An 18,449-nucleotide genomic window follows, 5' to 3' on the forward strand; every position below is an offset into this window, starting at 1 on the left:
CTTCTCTCATGTTGCCGACTCCCGAACAGGTCAAGCAATACATCGCCGCTGGGCTTGCCTGCCAGCATCTCGAAGTCGAAGGCGACGGCCAGCATTTCTTTGCGACCATCGTTTCGCCGAGCTTCGAAGGCAAGCGTCTGATCCAGCGCCATCAACTCGTGTATGCGGCGCTCGGCGACCGCATGCGCGAAGAAATCCACGCGCTCAGCATGAAGACGCTGACGCCCGCCGAATGGCAGAACGCGTAATCTGGAAATTTAGTGCGAATTACACAAGAAGGGCGCGACGCGGGTAGCGGCGCGTCGAACACGGTCAAAGCAGCCCCGGCCGAAGTCCGGGTCAATCAGGAACTGACAGGCATGGATAAACTCGTCATTGAAGGTGGCTACCCGCTGTCGGGTGAAGTCGTCGTCTCGGGTGCGAAGAATGCGGCGTTGCCCATTCTGTGCGCGAGTCTGCTCAGCGCGGAGCCGGTGCATCTGGAAAACGTGCCCGATTTGCAGGACGTGCGCACGATGCTCAAGCTGCTCGGCCAGATGGGCGTGCAGATCGAAAGCGGCGCCGGTCGTGTGTCGCTGAACGCGTCGAAGGTCGATAACCTCGTCGCGCCGTACGAAATGGTGAAGACCATGCGCGCGTCGATCCTCGTGCTCGGCCCGCTGGTCGCGCGCTTCGGTCACGCGCGTGTCTCGCTGCCGGGCGGCTGCGCGATCGGCGCGCGTCCGGTGGATCAGCACATCAAGGGCCTGCAGGCCATGGGCGCCGAGATCACGATCGAGCACGGCTTCATCGAAGCCCGCGCGAAGCGTCTGAAGGGCGCGCGTATCGTCACCGACATGATCACCGTGACCGGCACCGAAAACCTGCTGATGGCAGCCGTGCTGGCCGAAGGCGAAACCGTCATCGAAAACGCGGCGCGTGAGCCGGAAGTGGGTGACCTCGCGCATCTGCTGGTCTCGATGGGCGCGAAGATCGAAGGCATCGGCACGGACCGTCTCGTCATTCAGGGCGTCGACAAGCTGCATGGCGCGAAGCACACGGTGATTCCTGATCGGATCGAAGCCGGCACGTTCCTGTGCGCGGTGGCGGCAGCCGGCGGCGACGTCACGTTGCGCAAGGTGCGTCCGCTGATCCTCGAAGCGGTCACCGAAAAGCTGCGCGAAGCCGGCGTCACGATTGAAGAGGGCGACGACTGGATGCGCGTGCGCATGGACAAGCGTCCGAGCGCGGTCACGTTCCGCACTTCCGAATACCCGGCGTTCCCGACCGACATGCAGGCACAGTTCATGGCGCTGAACACAATCGCGACGGGCACTTCGCAGGTCGTCGAGACGATCTTCGAAAACCGCTTCATGCACGTGCAGGAATTGAACCGCCTGGGCGCGAACATCACGATCGACGGCAACACCGCGCTCGTGACCGGCGTCGAACAGCTGTCCGGCGCGAAGGTCATGGCCACCGACCTGCGCGCGTCCGCGAGTCTCGTGATCGCCGCCCTGCGCGCCGACGGTGAAACGCTGATCGACCGGATCTACCATCTGGACCGCGGTTACGACCGCATGGAAACCAAGCTCACCGCTATCGGCGCGAAGGTACGCAGGGTCTCGGGGAGCCAGGCATGAGCGCCATGCCGCAAACTTCGTCGTCGCTGGCGGTGAGCGCACCGCTCACGCTGGCGTTGTCGAAAGGGCGTATCTTCGAGGAGACGTTGCCGCTGCTCGCCGCGGCCGGCATCGAAGTGGCCGAAGACCCGGAAACCTCGCGCAAGCTGATCCTGCCGACTACCGACGCGAACCTGCGCGTGATCATCGTGCGCGCCACCGACGTGCCGACCTATGTCGAATACGGCGCGGCCGACTTCGGCGTGGCGGGCAAAGATGTGCTGCTCGAACACGGCGGCAGCGGCCTGTATCAGCCGGTCGATCTGGATATCGCGCGTTGCCGCATGTCGGTCGCGGTCGCCGCGGGTTTCGATTATGCGAACGCGGTGCGCCAGGGCGCCCGCTTGCGCGTGGCGACCAAGTACGTTGAAACCGCCCGTGAGCATTTCGCCGCCAAGGGCGTGCACGTCGATCTAATCAAGCTGTACGGTTCAATGGAACTGGCGCCGCTGGTCGGCCTCGCCGATGCGATCGTCGACCTGGTGAGCTCGGGCAATACCTTGCGCGCCAACAATCTGGTCGAGGTGGAGGAGATCATGCAGATTTCGTCGCGCCTCGTTGTGAACCAGGCGGCGCTGAAGCTCAAGCGCGCCGCGTTGCGGCCGATTCTCGACGCGTTCGAACGCGCGTCGAAAGCCGGCGCGACGACGGCCTGATACTGATAGTCTTTGTGTGACATGTTCTAAAGCGCGCCTTACCGAAACGGATACCCGTATGTCTATCAAGATTCGCAAACTCGATTCCACTGCTCCCGACTTCCAGAAGTCGTTGCACGCGGTGCTCGCGTTCGAGGCGAGCGAAGACGAAGCAATCGAGCGCTCGGTCGCGCAGATTCTGAACGACGTGAAGGCGCGCGGCGACGCCGCGGTGCTCGAGTACACGAGCCGCTTCGACCGTGTCGAGGCGCAGAGCGTCGCCGCGCTCGAGTTGCCGATGTCGGAACTGGAAGCCGCGCTCGAAGGCCTCGAGCCGAAGCGCCGTGCGGCGCTCGAAGCGGCGGCGGCGCGGGTGCGCGGTTACCACGAGAAGCAGAAGATCGAATGCGGCAGCCATAGCTGGCAGTACACGGAAGCCGACGGCACCGTGCTCGGCCAGAAGGTCACGCCGCTGGATCGCGCGGGTATCTACGTGCCGGGCGGCAAGGCGGCGTATCCGTCCTCGGTGCTGATGAACGCGATTCCGGCGCGAGTGGCCGGCGTGCGCGAAATCGTCATGGTCGTGCCGACGCCGGACGGCGTGAAGAATCCGCTGGTGCTCGCGGCCGCGCTGCTGGGCGGCGTGGACCGCGTGTTCACCATCGGCGGCGCGCAGGCGGTAGGCGCGCTGGCGTACGGCACGGCAACCATTCCCGCGGTCGACAAGATCTGCGGTCCCGGTAACGCGTATGTCGCGTCCGCCAAGCGCCGCGTGTTCGGCACGGTCGGCATCGACATGATTGCCGGGCCGTCGGAAATCCTCGTGTTGTGCGACGGCACCACGGACCCGCGCTGGGTCGCCATGGACCTGTTCTCGCAAGCCGAGCACGACGAGCTCGCGCAGTCCATCCTGCTGTGTCCGGACGCCGCGTTCATCAGCCGCGTGAAAGACGCGATCGACGAACTGCTGCCCACCATGCCGCGCCGCGACGTGATCCAGGCATCGCTGGAGGGCCGCGGCGCGCTGGTCAAGGTGCGCGACATGGCGGAAGCCTGCGCGATCACCAACGACATCGCCCCGGAACACCTCGAAATCTCCGCGCTGGAGCCGCATCAGTGGGGCCAATTGATCCGCCATGCCGGTGCGATCTTCCTCGGCCGCTACACCAGCGAGAGCCTCGGCGACTACTGCGCGGGGCCGAATCACGTTTTGCCTACGTCTCGTACCGCACGGTTCTCGTCTCCTTTGGGCGTCTATGATTTCTTCAAGCGTTCGAGTGTGATCGAGGTCAGCGCGGAGGGCGCGCAGACGCTCGGCGAGATTGCCGCCGAGCTCGCGTACGGCGAAGGCCTGCAGGCGCATGCCCGCAGCGCCGAATACCGGATGCGGCAAACTGGCTGAGCGCGCTTGATCCAGAACTGAGGCCGAGCGGGCATCTGACCGATGCCCGCGAACACCTGTGACGGATTGCGCGCGCCTCCGCGTTCAATAAAGACAACACAAACCAACCAGTGGCGGCCCGCATGCCGCCGACGCCGGGCCGGCGTTCCCTTGCGACCGCTCCACCAATCTATGACGACACCTCAAGACATCATCCGCCGCGACGTGCTCGCGATGACGAGCTATCCGGTTCCAGACGCCACGGGCTACATCAAGCTCGACGCGATGGAGAATCCGTTTACGCTGCCGCCGGTGCTGGCCGCGCATCTGGGCGAGCATCTGGCCGGCGTCGCGCTGAACCGCTATCCGGCGCCGCGTCCGGACGCGCTGATCGAGAAGATCAAGCGCGTGATGGGCGTGCCGGCCGGCTGCGACGTGCTGCTCGGCAACGGCTCGGATGAAATCATCAGCATGGTGTCGATCGCGTGCGCGCAGCCGGGCGCCAAGGTGCTCGCGCCGGTGCCGGGTTTCGTGATGTATCAGATGTCGGCGAAGCTGGCGAATCTCGAGTTCGTCGGCGTGCCGCTGAAAGCGGATTTCACGCTCGATACCGAAGCGATGCTGGCCGCGATCGCCGAGCATCAGCCGGCGATCATCTATCTTGCCTACCCGAACAACCCGACCGGCACGCTATACGACGACGCCGACATGGAGCGCATCATCGCCGCGGCTAATAAGAGCCTCGTGGTGATCGACGAGGCTTACCAGCCGTTCGCGCAGAAAAGCTGGCTGCCGCGCGCCGACGCGTTCGACAATGTCGTCGTGATGCGCACGGTGTCCAAGCTCGGCCTTGCCGGCATCCGTCTCGGCTATCTGGTCGGCAAACCGGCCTGGCTGACCGAATTCGACAAAGTGCGGCCGCCGTACAACACCAACGTACTCACGCAAGCCGCCGCCGATTTCCTGCTCGACCACGTCGACGTGCTCGACTCGCAAGCGGCGCAATTGCGCGACGAACGCACGAAACTCGCGCACGCGGTGTCCCAATTACCGGGCGCCGAAGTGTTTCCGAGCGCCGGCAACTTTCTGCTCGTACGCGTGCCCGATGCGTCGGTTCTGTTCGAAACGCTCCTCGCGGCGCGGGTTCTGATCAAAAACGTGAGTAAAATGCATGCATTGCTGGCCAATTGCGTGCGTTTGACTGTCGGTTCGCCGGAAGAAAACGCCCAATTGCTCGCTGCACTGAAACTCGTGCTGAACTGAACGGCGTGCCGAACGGCCGCGCAGGCGTTTTCCCATATTGCGGAAAAGCGCGCGTGGCCCGCCGTTTCCCATCCCACCTACCTATCGCTTTCTAGCTAGATTCGAGGAATTACCATGCGCCTTGCGGAAGTCGTTCGCAACACCAGCGAAACGCAGATCCGTGTGAAGATCAATCTGGACGGCACCGGTCAGCAAAAGCTGGCCACCGGCGTGCCGTTTCTGGACCATATGCTCGATCAGATCGCGCGGCATGGATTGTTCGACCTCGAAATCGAAGCGCATGGCGACCTGCATATCGACGACCATCACACGGTCGAAGACACCGGCATCACGCTCGGCCAAGCCGTCGCGAAAGCAATCGGCGACCGCAAGGGCATCGTCCGCTATGGGCATTCCTACGTGCCGCTCGACGAGGCGCTGTCGCGTGTCGTGATCGATTTTTCCGGCCGTCCGGGCCTCGAATTCCACGTGCCGTTCACGCGCGCGCGCATCGGCACGTTCGACGTCGATCTGTCGATCGAGTTTTTCCGCGGCTTCGTGAATCATGCGGGCGTCACGCTGCATATCGACAACCTGCGCGGCCTGAACGCCCATCATCAGATGGAAACGGTGTTCAAGGCGTTCGGGCGTGCGTTGCGCATGGCCACCGAACTGGACGAACGCGCGGCGGGGCAGATTCCGTCGACCAAGGGCAGCCTTTAAGCGCTCATTAGCCGGCTTATTTACCTGGACCGGGACCAGCGCCCACTACGCTCGCGCCCGGTGTGCGATGGACATTCTGAAGTCGTTTATTTCGCTGCTGGCACTGATCAATCCGGTCGGCGCCATCCCGTTCTTCATGAGCCTGACGGCGAATCAGAGCGATGCCGAGCGGCGTAGAACCATCCGGATCGCGGCTATTTCGGTGTTCTGCGTGATCACGATCACCGCGCTGCTCGGGCAGCAGATCATCAGCTTCTTCGGCATTTCTGTCGGGTCGCTCGAAGTGGGCGGCGGGATCATCATGCTGCTGATGGCAATCAACATGCTGAACGCGCAGATCGGCAACAGCCGCTCGACGCCGGAAGAGCGCCATGAAGCCGAGCAGAAGGACAACATCGCGGTCGTGCCGCTGGCGATTCCGCTGCTGACCGGACCGGGCGCGATCAGCACAACGATCATTTACGCGGCCGGCTCGGCGCATTGGTACGACCGGATCAGCCTCGTCGCGATCGGCGCGGTGTTGGCGGCGATCTGCTTTTTTTCGCTGCGTCTCGCCGAACCGATTGCCCGTTGGGTCGGTCGCACGGGTATCAACATCGGCACGCGGCTCATGGGTTTGATGTTATCGGCGCTGGCGGTGGAATTCATCGTCGATGGATTGAAGGCATTGCTGCCTAACTTGAAATGAAAACTTCGATAGCGATTGTGGATTACGGAATGGGCAACCTGCGTTCGGTGGCCCAGGCACTGCGCAAAGCCGCGCCGGAAGCGGACGTGGCGATCGTCGACCGGCCGGAAGCGATTCGCGCGGCCGACCGCGTCGTGCTGCCCGGCCAGGGCGCGATGCCCGACTGCATGCGCAGTCTGGCCGAGTCCGGCCTGCAGGAAGCGGTGGTTGAAGCGTCGCGCAGCAAGCCGCTGATGGGCGTATGCATCGGTGAGCAGATGCTGTTCGACTGGAGCGCGGAGGGCGGCACGCGGGGCTTGGGCCTGTTGCCCGGCAAAGTGCTGCGCTTCGACCTGGAAGGCCAGGTGCAGGACGACGGCTCGCGCTTCAAGGTCCCGCAAATGGGCTGGAACCGCGTGCGTCAGGCGCAGCCGCACCCACTGTGGGACGGCGTCGCGGACAACGCGTTCTTCTACTTCGTGCACAGTTATTACGTGGTGCCGGACAATGCCGCTCATACATCGGGCGAAACGGTGTACGGTGTGCCCTTTACCTCGGCGGTGGCGCGGGATAACATCTTCGCGACTCAATTCCACCCGGAAAAGAGCGCCGAAGCGGGCCTGCGCGTGTATCGCAACTTCGTGCACTGGAACCCGTGAGCGCCTTTCTTCATTCTGTTGCCGTGCGCCGTTTCGCCACGAGCGGAACGTGTGCAGCGCGCCGCAATTGCACCACCACGATTTCGCTCCCCCATGACGCCGCGCAAGGGCGTCGAAAGAGTTGTACTAAACTAGCGAAACGGCGTCCCGGCGGGCTGGACCATCAGCCGCCGCCGCCGACCTTCAACCCCTTCCCAGACAACACCCGATTGCTATGCTGCTGATTCCCGCCATCGACCTGAAAGACGGTCAGTGTGTACGCCTCAAACAGGGCGATATGGACCAGGCGACGATATTTTCCGAGGAACCGGCGGCGATGGCCCGACACTGGGTCGATCGCGGTGCCCGGCGTCTGCACCTCGTCGACCTGAATGGCGCGTTCGCCGGCAAGCCGAAGAATGAAGACGCGATTCGCGCGATCATCGAGGAAGTGGGCGGCGAGATTCCCGTGCAACTGGGCGGCGGCATCCGCGACCTGAATACGATCGAGCGTTATCTGGACGACGGTTTGTCGTACGTGATCATCGGCACGGCGGCGGTGAAGAATCCCGGCTTTTTGCAGGACGCGTGCACGGCGTTCGGCGGCCATATCATCGTCGGGCTGGATGCGAAAGACGGCAAGGTCGCCACCGACGGCTGGAGCAAGCTGACCGGTCACGAAGTGGCCGATCTCGCGCGCAAGTTCGAGGACTACGGCTGTGAGTCGATCATCTACACCGACATCGGCCGTGACGGCATGCTCCAGGGCATCAACATCGAAGCGACGGTGCGCCTCGCGCGCGCGGTGAAAATTCCGGTGATCGCGAGCGGTGGCTTGTCGAACCTGGCGGACATCGAATCGCTGTGCGAAGTCGAGGACGAAGGCATCGAGGGTGTGATCTGCGGCCGGGCGATTTACTCGGGCGATCTCGACTTCGCGGCCGCGCAAACCCTCGCGGACCGGCTGCGCGAATCGGACGACGCTTAAGGCGGCGAATGCAGGCCCTGCGGCATCGCGGGCTCGCAGACCAGCGCCGCGCGTGTCATCTCATGCTTCCTCGTGAGTCGGCGCCGTGCTGGAGGATTCGCCGGCGTCGAACAGCGCGGCCACACGCGGTCGGACGCCTCAAGCCGAACGAGCGCGACTGAGCGACTCGGCGGCGCCCCGGCGCGACTGGCCGCGCCGACCTTGCGCCGCTTGCCCCAGGCGAGCGGCCTAATCAGCGGTAATGGCAGAATTGCAAGATCATGGCTCTAGCTAAACGCATCATCCCCTGTCTCGACGTCGCGGCTGGCCGCGTGGTCAAGGGCGTCAACTTCGTCGAACTGCGCGATGCGGGCGACCCGGTCGAAATCGCCCGCCGTTACGACGATCAGGGCGCCGACGAACTCACCTTCCTCGACATCACCGCGACTTCCGATCAGCGCGATCTGATCCTGCCGATCATCGAGGCGGTCGCCTCGCAAGTGTTCATTCCGCTGACGGTTGGCGGCGGCGTGCGCGCCGTCGAAGACGTGCGGCGCTTGCTCAACGCGGGCGCGGACAAGATCAGCATGAACTCGTCGGCGGTGGCGAATCCGCAGCTCGTGAAAGACGCGACGGACAAATACGGCTCGCAATGCATCGTCGTCGCGATCGACGCGAAGCGCGTCTCCGCGGACGGCGAAGCGCCGCGCTGGGAAGTCTTCACGCACGGCGGACGCAAGGCCACCGGCCTCGAAGCCGTCGAATGGGCGCGCAAGATGGCCGAACTCGGTGCCGGCGAAATCCTGCTCACCAGCATGGACCGCGACGGCACCAAGAGCGGCTTCGACCTCGCGCTCACGCGCGCGGTGTCCGACGCGGTGCCGATTCCGGTGATCGCTTCGGGCGGCGTGGGCAACCTGCAGCATCTGGCCGACGGCATCAAAAGCGGCCATGCGGACGCGGTGCTCGCCGCGAGCATCTTCCATTACGGCGAACACACCGTGGGCGAGGCCAAGCGCTTCATGGCCGATCAGGGCATTTCGGTGAGGTTGTGACGTGGTGAATCCCTCGGCAGTCAATTGGCTCGACAAGGTCAAGTGGGACGCGAACGGCCTCGTGCCGGTGATCGCGCAGGAAGCGTCGACGAACGACGTGCTGATGTTCGCGTGGATGAACCGCGAGGCACTGGCGAAGACCATCGAAACCAACCGCGCGGTGTATTTCTCGCGTTCGCGCCAGCGCCTGTGGTTCAAGGGCGAAGAGTCCGGCCACGTGCAGCATGTGCACGAAGTGCGGCTCGATTGCGACGAAGACGTCGTCTTGCTCAAAGTGGAGCAGGTGTCGGGCATTGCCTGCCACACCGGCCGCCACTCGTGCTTTTTCCAGAAATTCGAAGGCTCGGTGGAGGATGGCGACTGGGTCGCCGTCGATCCCGTGCTGAAAGACCCCGAACACATCTACAAATGACGCAATCCACGCAAATCACGTCGTCCGACCCCGCGTCCACGAATGACACGCTGATGCGCCTCGCGGCGATCATCGACAGCCGCAAGGGCGGCGATCCGGACGTTTCCTACGTGTCGCGCCTGTTCCACAAGGGCGACGACGCGGTGCTGAAGAAGATCGGCGAAGAAGCCACCGAAGTCGTGCTGGCCGCCAAAGACGCGCGCCACGGTGGGGCGCCGAAGGCGCTGGTCGGCGAAGTCGCGGACCTGTGGTTCCACTGCCTCGTGATGCTGTCGCACTTCGATCTGAGCCCGGCGGACGTACTCGCCGAACTCGAGCGCCGCGAAGGCATGTCGGGTATCGAGGAAAAGGCGCTGCGCAAAAGCCGCGACCGCGAGCAGAACGGCGACTGAGCGTGGTTGGTCCGCTCCAGGCTTGAAGTGAAGAGCACCGGCGCCCATATTGCACTGAACGCATCTGACGCATCCTTGGGAGGACGCAAGCATGGAACAGTCGCACGAGAGCTATCCGCCGCCGGTCTATCGCAATGCTATCGAGCCTGAGCGCGAGCGCAGCCTGCGTACGCTCACACACGTGCTGTACGCGCTATATGCGGTCCACTGGCTGACGGGCGGCCTGACGATCTTGGTCGCGATTATCATCAACTACGTGAAGCGGGCCGACGTGTTGGGCACGCCGTACGAAGCCCATTTCGAGTGGCAGATCCGTTCCTTCTGGATGGCCTTGCTCGGTTATGCGATCGGCGGCGTGCTCCTGTTCGTGGTGATCGGCATTCCGGTTCTGTGGGCCGTGAGCATCTGGATGTTGTACCGTATTATCAAAGGCTGGCTGTATCTGTACGATAGCAAGCCGCTTGCGAATCCGCGCGGCTGGTTCTGAGTTTCGTCCGACGTTTGCCGGGCCTGACATGAATCGCGCCGCATACGCTTCGCGCCCCAGCCATACTGTGTCAGGAATACGATGAGCCACGACCCGAACTGCCTTTTCTGCAAGATCGCCGCCGGCGAAATCCCGTCGACCAGAGTCCACGAAGACGACGAGTTCGTCGCCTTCCGCGACATTCGTCCGGCCGCCGAAACGCATGTGCTGGTGATCCCGCGGAAGCACATTGCCACGCTGTCGAATTGCACCGAAAGCGATGCGCCGCTGCTTGGTAGAATGATTGTCTTGGCGGCGCGTCTGGCCGATCAGTTGGGCGTGGCATACACGGGCGGTGAAACGGGTTTTCGCACGGTAATCAATACCGGGCCCGGTGGCGGGCAAGAGGTGTACCACCTGCACGCCCACATTCTCGCGGGACCGCGCCCCTGGCAGCGCATGGGCTGACGTGGCTGCGCAATGAGTTTTGGTCGTGGACAATAGAGCGGTCGTTGTTTTTTTTGCCGCACTGTAACGGAGCCGACGCGATCGGCTGGGCACAATGACATACCGTGTCGCGGGTTGAACCGGAAGGGCTCGCGGTAACGTATAGATGAAGCGTACGCGCTTCGATTCATGCCGCAAGGCGTACGAGTTTCGCCGCATCACGGTGCGGTGTCGGGGTTAAGGAGAGTTGTCATGGGTTCGTTGAGTATTTGGCATTGGCTGATCGTGTTGTTGATCGTGGCGCTCGTGTTCGGCACGAAGAAGCTGCGCAATATCGGCACCGATCTGGGTGGCGCGGTGAAGGGCTTCAAGGAAGGCATGAAGGAAGCCGAAACGCCGGCAGGCGAAGCGCAGCAGCGCGAACTGCCGCGCAACGGCGCCGTGGATGTGGAAGCGAAGGAAAAGGCGCCGCGTTCGGGCGATTACCGCTAAGCCGCGGCTCAACCGCGTTACTGACGGACATTCCACTTCATGCTGGACCTCGGTCTAACCAAGATGGCGCTGATCGGCGTCGTCGCGCTGGTCGTACTCGGCCCTGAGCGCCTGCCACGCGTTGCCCGCACGGCCGGCGCGTTGTTCGGCCGCGCGCAGCGGTATATCAACGACGTGAAGGCCGAAGTCACGCGCGAAATCGAACTCGACGAGCTGCGTCGTATGAAAAGCGAGTTCGAAGCGGCCGCGACCAACGTCGAAACCTCCGTTCAGGACAATCTGCGCAAGCATGAGACCGAACTGAACGATGCGTGGAACAGCGGCACGTCGGTGTCGCCGAGCATTGCCGGTGGCGCGCTCGAAGACGTCGGCAATACGTCGTGGCCGAGCAGCACGCCGGCTACGGCGCCCAAACGCAAGAACTGGCGCGTCAAGCAGACGGCCATGCCCACCTGGTACAAGCGCGCGACCACGCGGCGCACGCGTGTGCAATCAGGTGCGGCGCGCGTAGCGCGACATACGCCATCCACCATGCGTCGTCCGACGCGGTTCCTCTGATGATCAGAACGACAATCTCTAACCGAGGGCCGGTGTGAGCGACCCCCAGCATAGCCAGGACGAAGGCACTGAAGAGACCTTCATTTCCCACCTCGTTGAATTGCGCGACCGTATTATTCGCGCCGGCCTAGCCGTCGTCGTGGTGTTCGTCGGACTCGTGTACTGGGCGCCGGATATTTTCCGGCTACTGGCGCGCCCCCTGATGCAGAACCTGCCGAAGGACGGCAAGATGATCGTCACCGACGTCACCGGCTCGTTCTTCGTGCCGATGAAGGTGACCATGCTGGTGGCCTTCGTGATCGCGCTGCCAATCGTGCTGTATCAGATCTGGGCGTTTGTCGCGCCGGGTCTTTACCAGCACGAGAAGAAGCTGGTCGGGCCGCTGGTGGGCAGCAGCTACACGCTGTTCCTGTGCGGCATGGCCTTCGCGTATTTCGTGGTGTTTCCGACCATCTTCCGCGTGATGGCGCACTACAACGCGCCGCTCGGCGCGGAGATGACCACGGACATCGACAATTACCTGAGTTTCGTGCTGACCATGTTCATCGCGTTCGGCGTGACGTTCGAAGTGCCGATTGTCGTGGTGCTGCTGGTGCGCATGAACGTGGTGACGCTCAAGAAACTCAAGGAGATTCGTCCGTATGTGATTGTCGGTGCGTTTGTTATTTCGGCCGTGGTCACGCCGCCGGACGTGTTCTCGCAACTGATTCTGGCGATTCCACTGATCGTGCTTTACGAGGCGGGGATTATCGCGGCGCGGTTGATCGTGGGTAAGCAGCCGGTGGTGATCGAAGACGCGAGCGCGTCGGAATAATGGTCTAGCGCTTCGGCGAGTTCAACGCAAACAAAAAGGGCAGTCCGTGATGGACTGCCCTTTTTGTTTTGCTTGAAACACAGACTGACGAGTGGCTGATCCGGAGGGTTTCTGTTCAAACTCGAAATTGAAGGTCTTCCGCATAAACACAAGGCTATGTGAATATTCGGTGTACTTCGCTGATTTGAAAAAATCACGTCAATTCTTAAAAATAAACGCCAGTTATTGGGATGATCTGGGTATTTTATGATCCATTCTCCCGCCAATGTTTAATGAAATCTTGTTGGAATTAATCCGATCGATCGGAAAATTCCTTCGCGGCTGATGAATATTCGCAAGTTGAGAGTCGATAAATCATTAATGCTATTTTGACTTGGAAATTTGAAAATTTATGGAGTCTAATTTGTCGACGCTAGGCTTCTAACAATTGGAGACGCCTGGTCGATCATTCAGACTACCTCCTGGCTTGGTGCGATTTGTATTCGGTCTTTTGGCGCCCCTGTGTCGCCCGATAGTCATATCGCTCCATTGCCAAAGCTTAAACGGACCGACACAAACTAGCATATGGCGATGTCCCCATCTTCCACGCCACCCGACGTTTGCTCGTTCTGCGACAGGGTTGGTCTGCCGATCCTCCCAGTACGATTTGCGATCGCACGTGCCGATTTGGGAAGCGCTCCGCCGCTTCCGGCGCCCTTCGACGCCGACGTTGCGTCTGTAGGACTGCCGGCGGACTTGGCGCGCTACACGCTGCGGTTGTTGCGTGCTGGTTACCTTTACGTATTCGATGAGCACCGCAACGAATGGTCGGCCTATGTCGTGAATGAACAGAGTTATTTGTTTTCTTTCGATGTGTTCGCCAAATCACCGCCTCCAATTGTCGCCACAAAGACATTCAGCAAAGCTTGCAAGGCAAAAAGCGACCCCTACAAGGCCCGATGCATCGCAATCAAAGACGCTGTCTATGCCACGCGGGTATGGCTCGGTTTCAGCAGCGTACCCTGGACGGCTACGGTGCTTCGCCGACACGCGTCGCCCGAGTATCGGGAGGCGCACATGCAGTGCATCGATGTGAAGAGTTGGCGGGAGGGTGGCCATCCGGTTCATATGGCAGGATTCGACGCGCTTGATCACGTGGCCGAATTCGCAGTTGATGCCACTGCTTTGCGGAAGGAGACGCGCGCGCATCTTCAGCAGTTTCTGCCGTTGCCGTATCAGCGCCCTGAAGATCTGATCGAAGCCAACCCGCGGTGCCAGCAGGTTTTGGCGACAATGGCGCCGAAGATGCAACAGTGGCTCGTCAGCGCGCTCAACACGGCAGTAACGAGTGGAACGGTGAATAGTGCAGCGTGGGATTTTTCGCCGCAGCCGTTCTCTCTGGCAAGCCAGGAAAAAGACGCCCTGACCGTGTGGGGGGAGAGCGCTTGCAAGCCATGGCCCGCCGCGCTAGCAGGGGTGCAAGACCCGGTCGGCATCACGATGGAGTTGAACGGGCTGGCTATTCAGCGGTGTGTCGAATTTACAGAACATGCCGAGCGGAAATGGCACGTGGCTACGACAAGCGCCATAGAGGCGATTCACAAGGCGGTGCTGAATGGCGCGATGGTAGGACAGGCTGCGAAGCAGCAGACAGCGGCGGCCGTCGCGTTGCCGTTCGTGCCGTCGGTGCTGATTCGCAATAGTGGCAACCTCTCGGCGATGAACCGGAATCTTGATCAGGCCGGTGTGGTGCGTTCCGCTGACAAGATGCGGCTGGACGCCGACACGTGGCCCCGCTACGCGAGCATGCTCGATCAGGATTCACTGGGAAAAGAATTAGCTCAGTACCGCGACGATCTGCTCAAGCTGGATCGTGACGTCATTGCGCCGTTGGACCATGCCTATATTGCGTGGATGAAGAGTAAGGCGCTCGCACAGCACTTCGAGCACAACTTCGATCAGGCCGATGCCAATAACGGAGCGATCTACCAGCAGGTGGTGCATGGCTGCATCGAGCAAGCCAGCGGGCGCACGGGATCGGCGCGGTATTTTAAGGACTGCTTGACCGAGGACCCGGTCACTTCCAGCAACGTGGTACTGCGTGCCTTGATCTTCAACCAGCAGCGTCTGGCGGCGGCGTGGGCCGAAGCTGCGGTCCGGAGAGGCGGCGCCCACGACATGACCTTTGACGAAGGGATCGGCAAGTTTTATGAGGCGGTCAAGGATACGTTTGTGGTGAGCAGCTTAGGGCGGGGCATCAAGGGGCCGTTTGCCAATCTCTCGAAATATCTGTATCAGCTCGCTGGGCCTATCACGGAGCGATTAGGCACCGCATTGAATGAGGTCGCCGAAATCGGTCTTGCGAAGTTGCCGGAGCGCCGGTTAATGACGCTCATGTTGGGTGTGCTGCAGGCAGAAAATCCGAATCTGGAATTGGTGGACGTGCGCGGCGTGCAGTCACCCCGGCAGGCGGCAAAGGCATTGGCGCGAGCGATTGCCGCGAGATCTGGAGGGGGCGCGCAGAACCTGTATGGCAGCGTCGAGGCGTTAATAATCGAGGCAAAAGGGAAAGAGAGCGCTTTATTCAGAGGGCTGTTTTTAATCGACAGGGCTCGACTCAAGACGATGCAGGGTGCCAATAACGCCGCGCGGCTGACCACTGTGAAACCGGAAACCTTCGAGCGATTATTGGAAACAAGCAGTCGCGGGCTGTTCAATGCAGAAGTGAAGGCAGGCGTAATCGGCGCGATCCTGAATGCAGCCACGCTTGGCGCGTCGTACCGGGAGTTGATCAGGTCTGATGGGAAGGGGCCGGGGTCGCTGAATTTTGCGTCGGGGGTGGCTTCGCTGATCGGTAGCTCAATGGAGACGACCGGTCGGATGGTTGAAAAGATGCCGTGGGCGGAGTCGCCAATCAGTCTTGCAATGCGCAATCTAGGCCTCGTTCAGGAGTTCAACGCCAAATGGCTCGTCGGCACAGGGCAGTGGGTGGGAATTATTGGCGGCGTCCTGGCGGCGGCGCTTCAGATGTGGGAAGGGACGGAGGAATACGAGTACAACCACAGCCTCGGATTCACGATGTTGGTACTGGGCGTTGCTGAAATAGCGGCTGCATTCATGGTTCTGAGTGCGTGGACGGGGGTGGGCCTGGTGATTGGCTTGTTGGTGATGGCTGCCATCTGGGCAGTCGGGCAGTTCAAGACGGACGACATCCAGAAGTGGCTGGCGAAATCAAAATTTGGCTCACTGGAAAACGGACGGGACCGATTTCATAGTCTGATGGAACAACAGGCCGCCTTGGCAAAACTGGCGGCAGTGAACTGCACCCCAAAAGTTGGACACCGATCCAACCTTTTGGGGTGTTTTTCATGACGAAGTACAGTGAGCAGTTAAAGCTGAAGCTGGTGAAGCAGTACGTGGCCGGTTCGGCTGGTGTCGAGGTACTTGCAAAGCGGTATGGAGTGAGTCGCTCGGTTTTACAGCTGTGGATTTCGGCCTACGAGCAACATGGACGGGACGGACTGCGCAAGAAATTCAGTCACTATGACGCGCAGTTCAGGATGTCGGTACTCATGCACATGTGGCAGAAGGATTTGCCATACCGGCAGGTGGCTGCGGTGTTCGACATCCGCAGTCCGGGCTGCATAGCGCAATGGGAACGCCGGTATCATGAAGGCGGTATCGACGCACTGGCGCCTCGTCCACGATGGCGCCGCAAAACCATGACCCAGCCAGTTCCTGAAAAGCCGACCGAAGACAGTGCGCCAGATAAGCGCACGCGTGAGCAGTTGCTCAAGGAAAACGAGTACCTGCGCGCGGAGGTGGCCTATCTAAAAAAGCTCGATGCCCTGCTTCAGGCAAAGAAGCAGGGCGTGCAGAAGAAAAAGCGCAAATAGTGCAGGAGCTCCGGCAGCACCACCCGATGCCCGCTTTGCTGAAGGCAGCGGGTCTGGCGCGCAGCACGTTCTATTACCAGTTGAGCGTGCCGGATGCCGGTGAGCGGCACAAGGACCTCAAAACCCGCATCAAGACTGTGTATGAACGCCACAAGGGCCGTTATGGCTACCGGCGCATCACGGCGGCGATCCGGCAGGCAGGCCCGAGCGTGAACCACAAGACGGTGCAACGTCTGATGGGAGAACTGAAACTGAAATCGCTGGTGCGCGCGAAGAAATACCGCTCATGGCGCGGCGAAGTCGGCCGTATTGCGCCGAACCTGTTAAACCGCGAGTTCAGCGCACAGCAGCCCAATCAGAAGTGGGTGACGGACGTGACGGAGTTCAACGTGCTGGGTCAGAAGCTGTATCTCTCGCCGATCATGGATCTGTATAACGGCGAGATCGTGGCTTATCAGATGAACACCCGACCGGTCTTCGATCTGGTCAGCAGCATGCTAAAAAAAGCGCTGGCAAAGCTTGGTCCCCAGGAGACCCCGCTGCTGCATTCAGACCAGGGCTGGCAGTACCAGATGCCTGCTTACCGGAGGCTGCTGGATCAACACGGCCTGACGCAGAGCATGTCGCGCAAGGCAAACTGCTACGACAATGCGGCAATGGAAAGCTTCTTTGGCACGCTCAAGGCGGAGTTCTTCCGGCTGAGCAGGTTTGAAAGTATCGACGAGTTGAAGGCTGGCATCAGACAATACATTCACTACTACAACCACAAACGCATCAAGCTCAAACTGAACGGGCTGAGTCCTGTGATGTACAGAACCCAGCCCGCTCAAACCTGAACTCAAACTGTCCAACTTTGCGGGGTCAGTTCACAGGTTAGGTCATGGAAAGCGGTTTTTTCTATCCCTTCGACACGCCCGACCAGATCACCGCTGCCGAGCGGCGTCAGGACGGACTAGTGAGGGACCTCAAACAGCTTGGCGGCGTGGAGGTTGATGACCGCGCGAGCCTGATCCATTTCAACTCGACCTGCCTTGATATGATCGATCGCTCGTTCACGATACGAGGGGGAATGAGCAACATTCTGGCACTCGTTTGCACGCTGTTTGGCTTGGGTGGCGGCGGGTTTGCGCTCCGCATGGTGATGCCTGACCTACTGGCGGGAAAAATTGAGTCGCCGTGGATCGTGTGGATCATGATTTGTGTTCTGTTCACGGTAGTCACGTGTGTCCTCTTTATCGCCAAACGAACCATAGGCCAGGAATTTTTCACCTATACCCATTTTCCCATTCGCTTCAACCGCAAAACGCGGATGATTCACGTGTTCCGGCACAAAGGATCCGGTGGCGTCCTTTCGGTACCGTGGGATCAGGCCTATTTCCACATCGGCAAAGGCACGTTGGCCCGGAGCCTGCTCGATCTGCGCGGACATGTCATGGATGGCGATAAAGTCATCGATACTTTCGCAGTAGGCAATTTCTTCAGCACCAGGGAGCCCATCCAGCAGATCTGGAAGTTCATTGTCGTGTACATGGAGCAAGGTCCGCAGGCTTTGCCCAAAGACATCCACATCGTCAAGTCGCCGAATGTGAGCCTGAAGAATCAATTTATCTGTGCGACTTCCTATTGCAATATTTTCTTGCCGATACCGTTGATCAAATGGGTGTTCGCCGCATTGATCACCGGCATGCGTTGGGTCGTAATGAAAAGCTGCAGGGAACCAGTCTGGCCTTCCGAAATTGTGGCCGAATCAGCTATCGCGCCAGACGACATTTATCACTGGGGCGAACCAGAATTTTCTGGGGGCCCAGTCAGAGATGCACGCGGGGAATGGCAAGCAATTCAGGCGCGGAATCGGCGTCTGAATAAATGACACGCACATGAACAACGCAACGCTTTGAACTGACATGCGTGGCCCGGACATTCGGAGACGCGCATGCCTTGTGTCGGCTGAGGGGCAACGCGGGGGGAGTTGGCGCGCATGCGCGGAATCTCAGCTCGCTGAATATTCAAGGCGGCCACGGTCG

Annotated in this window: 20 protein-coding genes; all 20 read left to right on the plus strand. The window is 60.8% G+C overall.

What is annotated here, in order from left to right:
• Nucleotides 1–8 precede the first annotated feature (8 nt).
• The 20 genes from RI103_RS01630 (at nucleotide 9) to RI103_RS01725 (ending at nucleotide 18,295) form a co-directional block, all read left to right on the plus strand.
• Entirely contained in the window at nucleotides 9–248 is a 240-nt protein-coding gene (locus RI103_RS01630; protein WP_006052280.1) for a BolA family protein, read from the plus strand.
• Nucleotides 249–266: 18 nt separating this feature from the next.
• Nucleotides 267–1,622: a UDP-N-acetylglucosamine 1-carboxyvinyltransferase gene (gene murA, locus RI103_RS01635; protein ID WP_409076971.1), complete on the plus strand. Its 1,356-nt coding sequence runs from the start codon at nucleotides 267–269 to the stop codon at nucleotides 1,620–1,622.
• The gene (gene hisG / locus RI103_RS01640; RefSeq protein ID WP_310813719.1) at nucleotides 1,619–2,317 is read left to right on the plus strand and encodes an ATP phosphoribosyltransferase; all 699 of its coding nucleotides are present in this window, start codon (nucleotides 1,619–1,621) and stop codon (nucleotides 2,315–2,317) included. The genes murA and hisG overlap by 4 nt, the downstream gene beginning before the upstream one ends.
• 58 nt (nucleotides 2,318–2,375) lie before the next feature.
• Entirely contained in the window at nucleotides 2,376–3,698 is a 1,323-nt protein-coding gene (gene hisD / locus RI103_RS01645; protein ID WP_310813720.1) for a histidinol dehydrogenase, read from the plus strand.
• Nucleotides 3,699–3,869: 171 nt separating this feature from the next.
• Entirely contained in the window at nucleotides 3,870–4,940 is a 1,071-nt protein-coding gene (gene hisC / locus RI103_RS01650) for a histidinol-phosphate transaminase (RefSeq protein WP_310813721.1), read from the plus strand.
• A gap of 114 nt (nucleotides 4,941–5,054) precedes the next feature.
• Complete coding sequence (gene hisB, locus RI103_RS01655; protein ID WP_012434507.1) at nucleotides 5,055–5,642, plus strand: imidazoleglycerol-phosphate dehydratase HisB; 588 nt, start codon at nucleotides 5,055–5,057, stop codon at nucleotides 5,640–5,642.
• 67 nt (nucleotides 5,643–5,709) lie between these two features.
• Nucleotides 5,710–6,330, plus strand: a complete 621-nt coding sequence (locus RI103_RS01660) for a MarC family protein (RefSeq protein WP_310813722.1) — start codon at nucleotides 5,710–5,712, stop codon at nucleotides 6,328–6,330.
• Nucleotides 6,327–6,968 (plus strand): imidazole glycerol phosphate synthase subunit HisH, encoded by a 642-nt coding sequence (gene hisH, locus RI103_RS01665; protein ID WP_310813723.1) that lies wholly within the window; start codon nucleotides 6,327–6,329, stop codon nucleotides 6,966–6,968. The genes RI103_RS01660 and hisH overlap by 4 nt, the downstream gene beginning before the upstream one ends.
• Before the next feature lie 214 nt (nucleotides 6,969–7,182).
• A complete protein-coding gene (hisA, locus tag RI103_RS01670; protein ID WP_042329166.1) occupies nucleotides 7,183–7,935 on the plus strand; it encodes a 1-(5-phosphoribosyl)-5-[(5-phosphoribosylamino)methylideneamino]imidazole-4-carboxamide isomerase in 753 nt (250 codons plus the stop codon).
• Nucleotides 7,936–8,195: 260 nt separating this feature from the next.
• Nucleotides 8,196–8,969 (plus strand): imidazole glycerol phosphate synthase subunit HisF, encoded by a 774-nt coding sequence (gene hisF, locus RI103_RS01675; RefSeq protein WP_310813724.1) that lies wholly within the window; start codon nucleotides 8,196–8,198, stop codon nucleotides 8,967–8,969.
• 1 nt (nucleotide 8,970) lies between these two features.
• A complete protein-coding gene (gene hisI, locus RI103_RS01680) occupies nucleotides 8,971–9,381 on the plus strand; it encodes a phosphoribosyl-AMP cyclohydrolase (RefSeq protein WP_181309404.1) in 411 nt (136 codons plus the stop codon).
• A complete protein-coding gene (locus RI103_RS01685; RefSeq protein ID WP_310813725.1) occupies nucleotides 9,378–9,773 on the plus strand; it encodes a phosphoribosyl-ATP diphosphatase in 396 nt (131 codons plus the stop codon). Before hisI ends, RI103_RS01685 begins: the two co-directional genes overlap by 4 nt.
• A gap of 91 nt (nucleotides 9,774–9,864) precedes the next feature.
• A complete protein-coding gene (locus RI103_RS01690; RefSeq protein ID WP_310813726.1) occupies nucleotides 9,865–10,260 on the plus strand; it encodes a hypothetical protein in 396 nt (131 codons plus the stop codon).
• An 81-nt stretch (nucleotides 10,261–10,341) separates the two neighbouring features.
• Complete coding sequence (locus RI103_RS01695) at nucleotides 10,342–10,707, plus strand: histidine triad nucleotide-binding protein (RefSeq protein ID WP_310813727.1); 366 nt, start codon at nucleotides 10,342–10,344, stop codon at nucleotides 10,705–10,707.
• Between the two features lie 231 nt (nucleotides 10,708–10,938).
• Nucleotides 10,939–11,178, plus strand: coding sequence for a Sec-independent protein translocase subunit TatA (tatA, locus tag RI103_RS01700; RefSeq protein WP_095418099.1), 240 nt, complete (start codon nucleotides 10,939–10,941; stop codon nucleotides 11,176–11,178).
• Nucleotides 11,179–11,217: 39 nt separating this feature from the next.
• Nucleotides 11,218–11,736: a Sec-independent protein translocase protein TatB gene (tatB, locus tag RI103_RS01705; protein ID WP_310813728.1), complete on the plus strand. Its 519-nt coding sequence runs from the start codon at nucleotides 11,218–11,220 to the stop codon at nucleotides 11,734–11,736.
• A 34-nt stretch (nucleotides 11,737–11,770) separates the two neighbouring features.
• Nucleotides 11,771–12,550 (plus strand): twin-arginine translocase subunit TatC, encoded by a 780-nt coding sequence (gene tatC / locus RI103_RS01710; RefSeq protein WP_310813729.1) that lies wholly within the window; start codon nucleotides 11,771–11,773, stop codon nucleotides 12,548–12,550.
• Nucleotides 12,551–13,120: 570 nt separating this feature from the next.
• A complete protein-coding gene (locus tag RI103_RS01715) occupies nucleotides 13,121–15,901 on the plus strand; it encodes a T6SS effector BTH_I2691 family protein (protein WP_310813730.1) in 2,781 nt (926 codons plus the stop codon).
• Nucleotides 15,898–17,261, plus strand: a protein-coding gene (locus RI103_RS01720) for an IS3 family transposase (RefSeq protein WP_310812641.1) whose coding sequence is annotated in 2 segments (ribosomal slippage) — nucleotides 15,898–16,360 and nucleotides 16,360–17,261 — 1,365 coding nt in all. Because the reading frame shifts where the segments join, the coding sequence is not laid out codon by codon here. Before RI103_RS01715 ends, RI103_RS01720 begins: the two co-directional genes overlap by 4 nt.
• Before the next feature lie 44 nt (nucleotides 17,262–17,305).
• Nucleotides 17,306–18,295 carry a DUF6708 domain-containing protein gene (locus tag RI103_RS01725; RefSeq protein ID WP_310813731.1) on the plus strand — a complete coding sequence of 330 codons (990 nt, stop codon included), beginning with the start codon at nucleotides 17,306–17,308 and terminating at the stop codon, nucleotides 18,293–18,295.
• The last annotated feature ends 154 nt before the right edge of the window (nucleotides 18,296–18,449 follow it).

It is taken from the genome of Paraburkholderia sp. FT54, from assembly GCF_031585635.1.
Classification (GTDB): domain Bacteria; phylum Pseudomonadota; class Gammaproteobacteria; order Burkholderiales; family Burkholderiaceae; genus Paraburkholderia.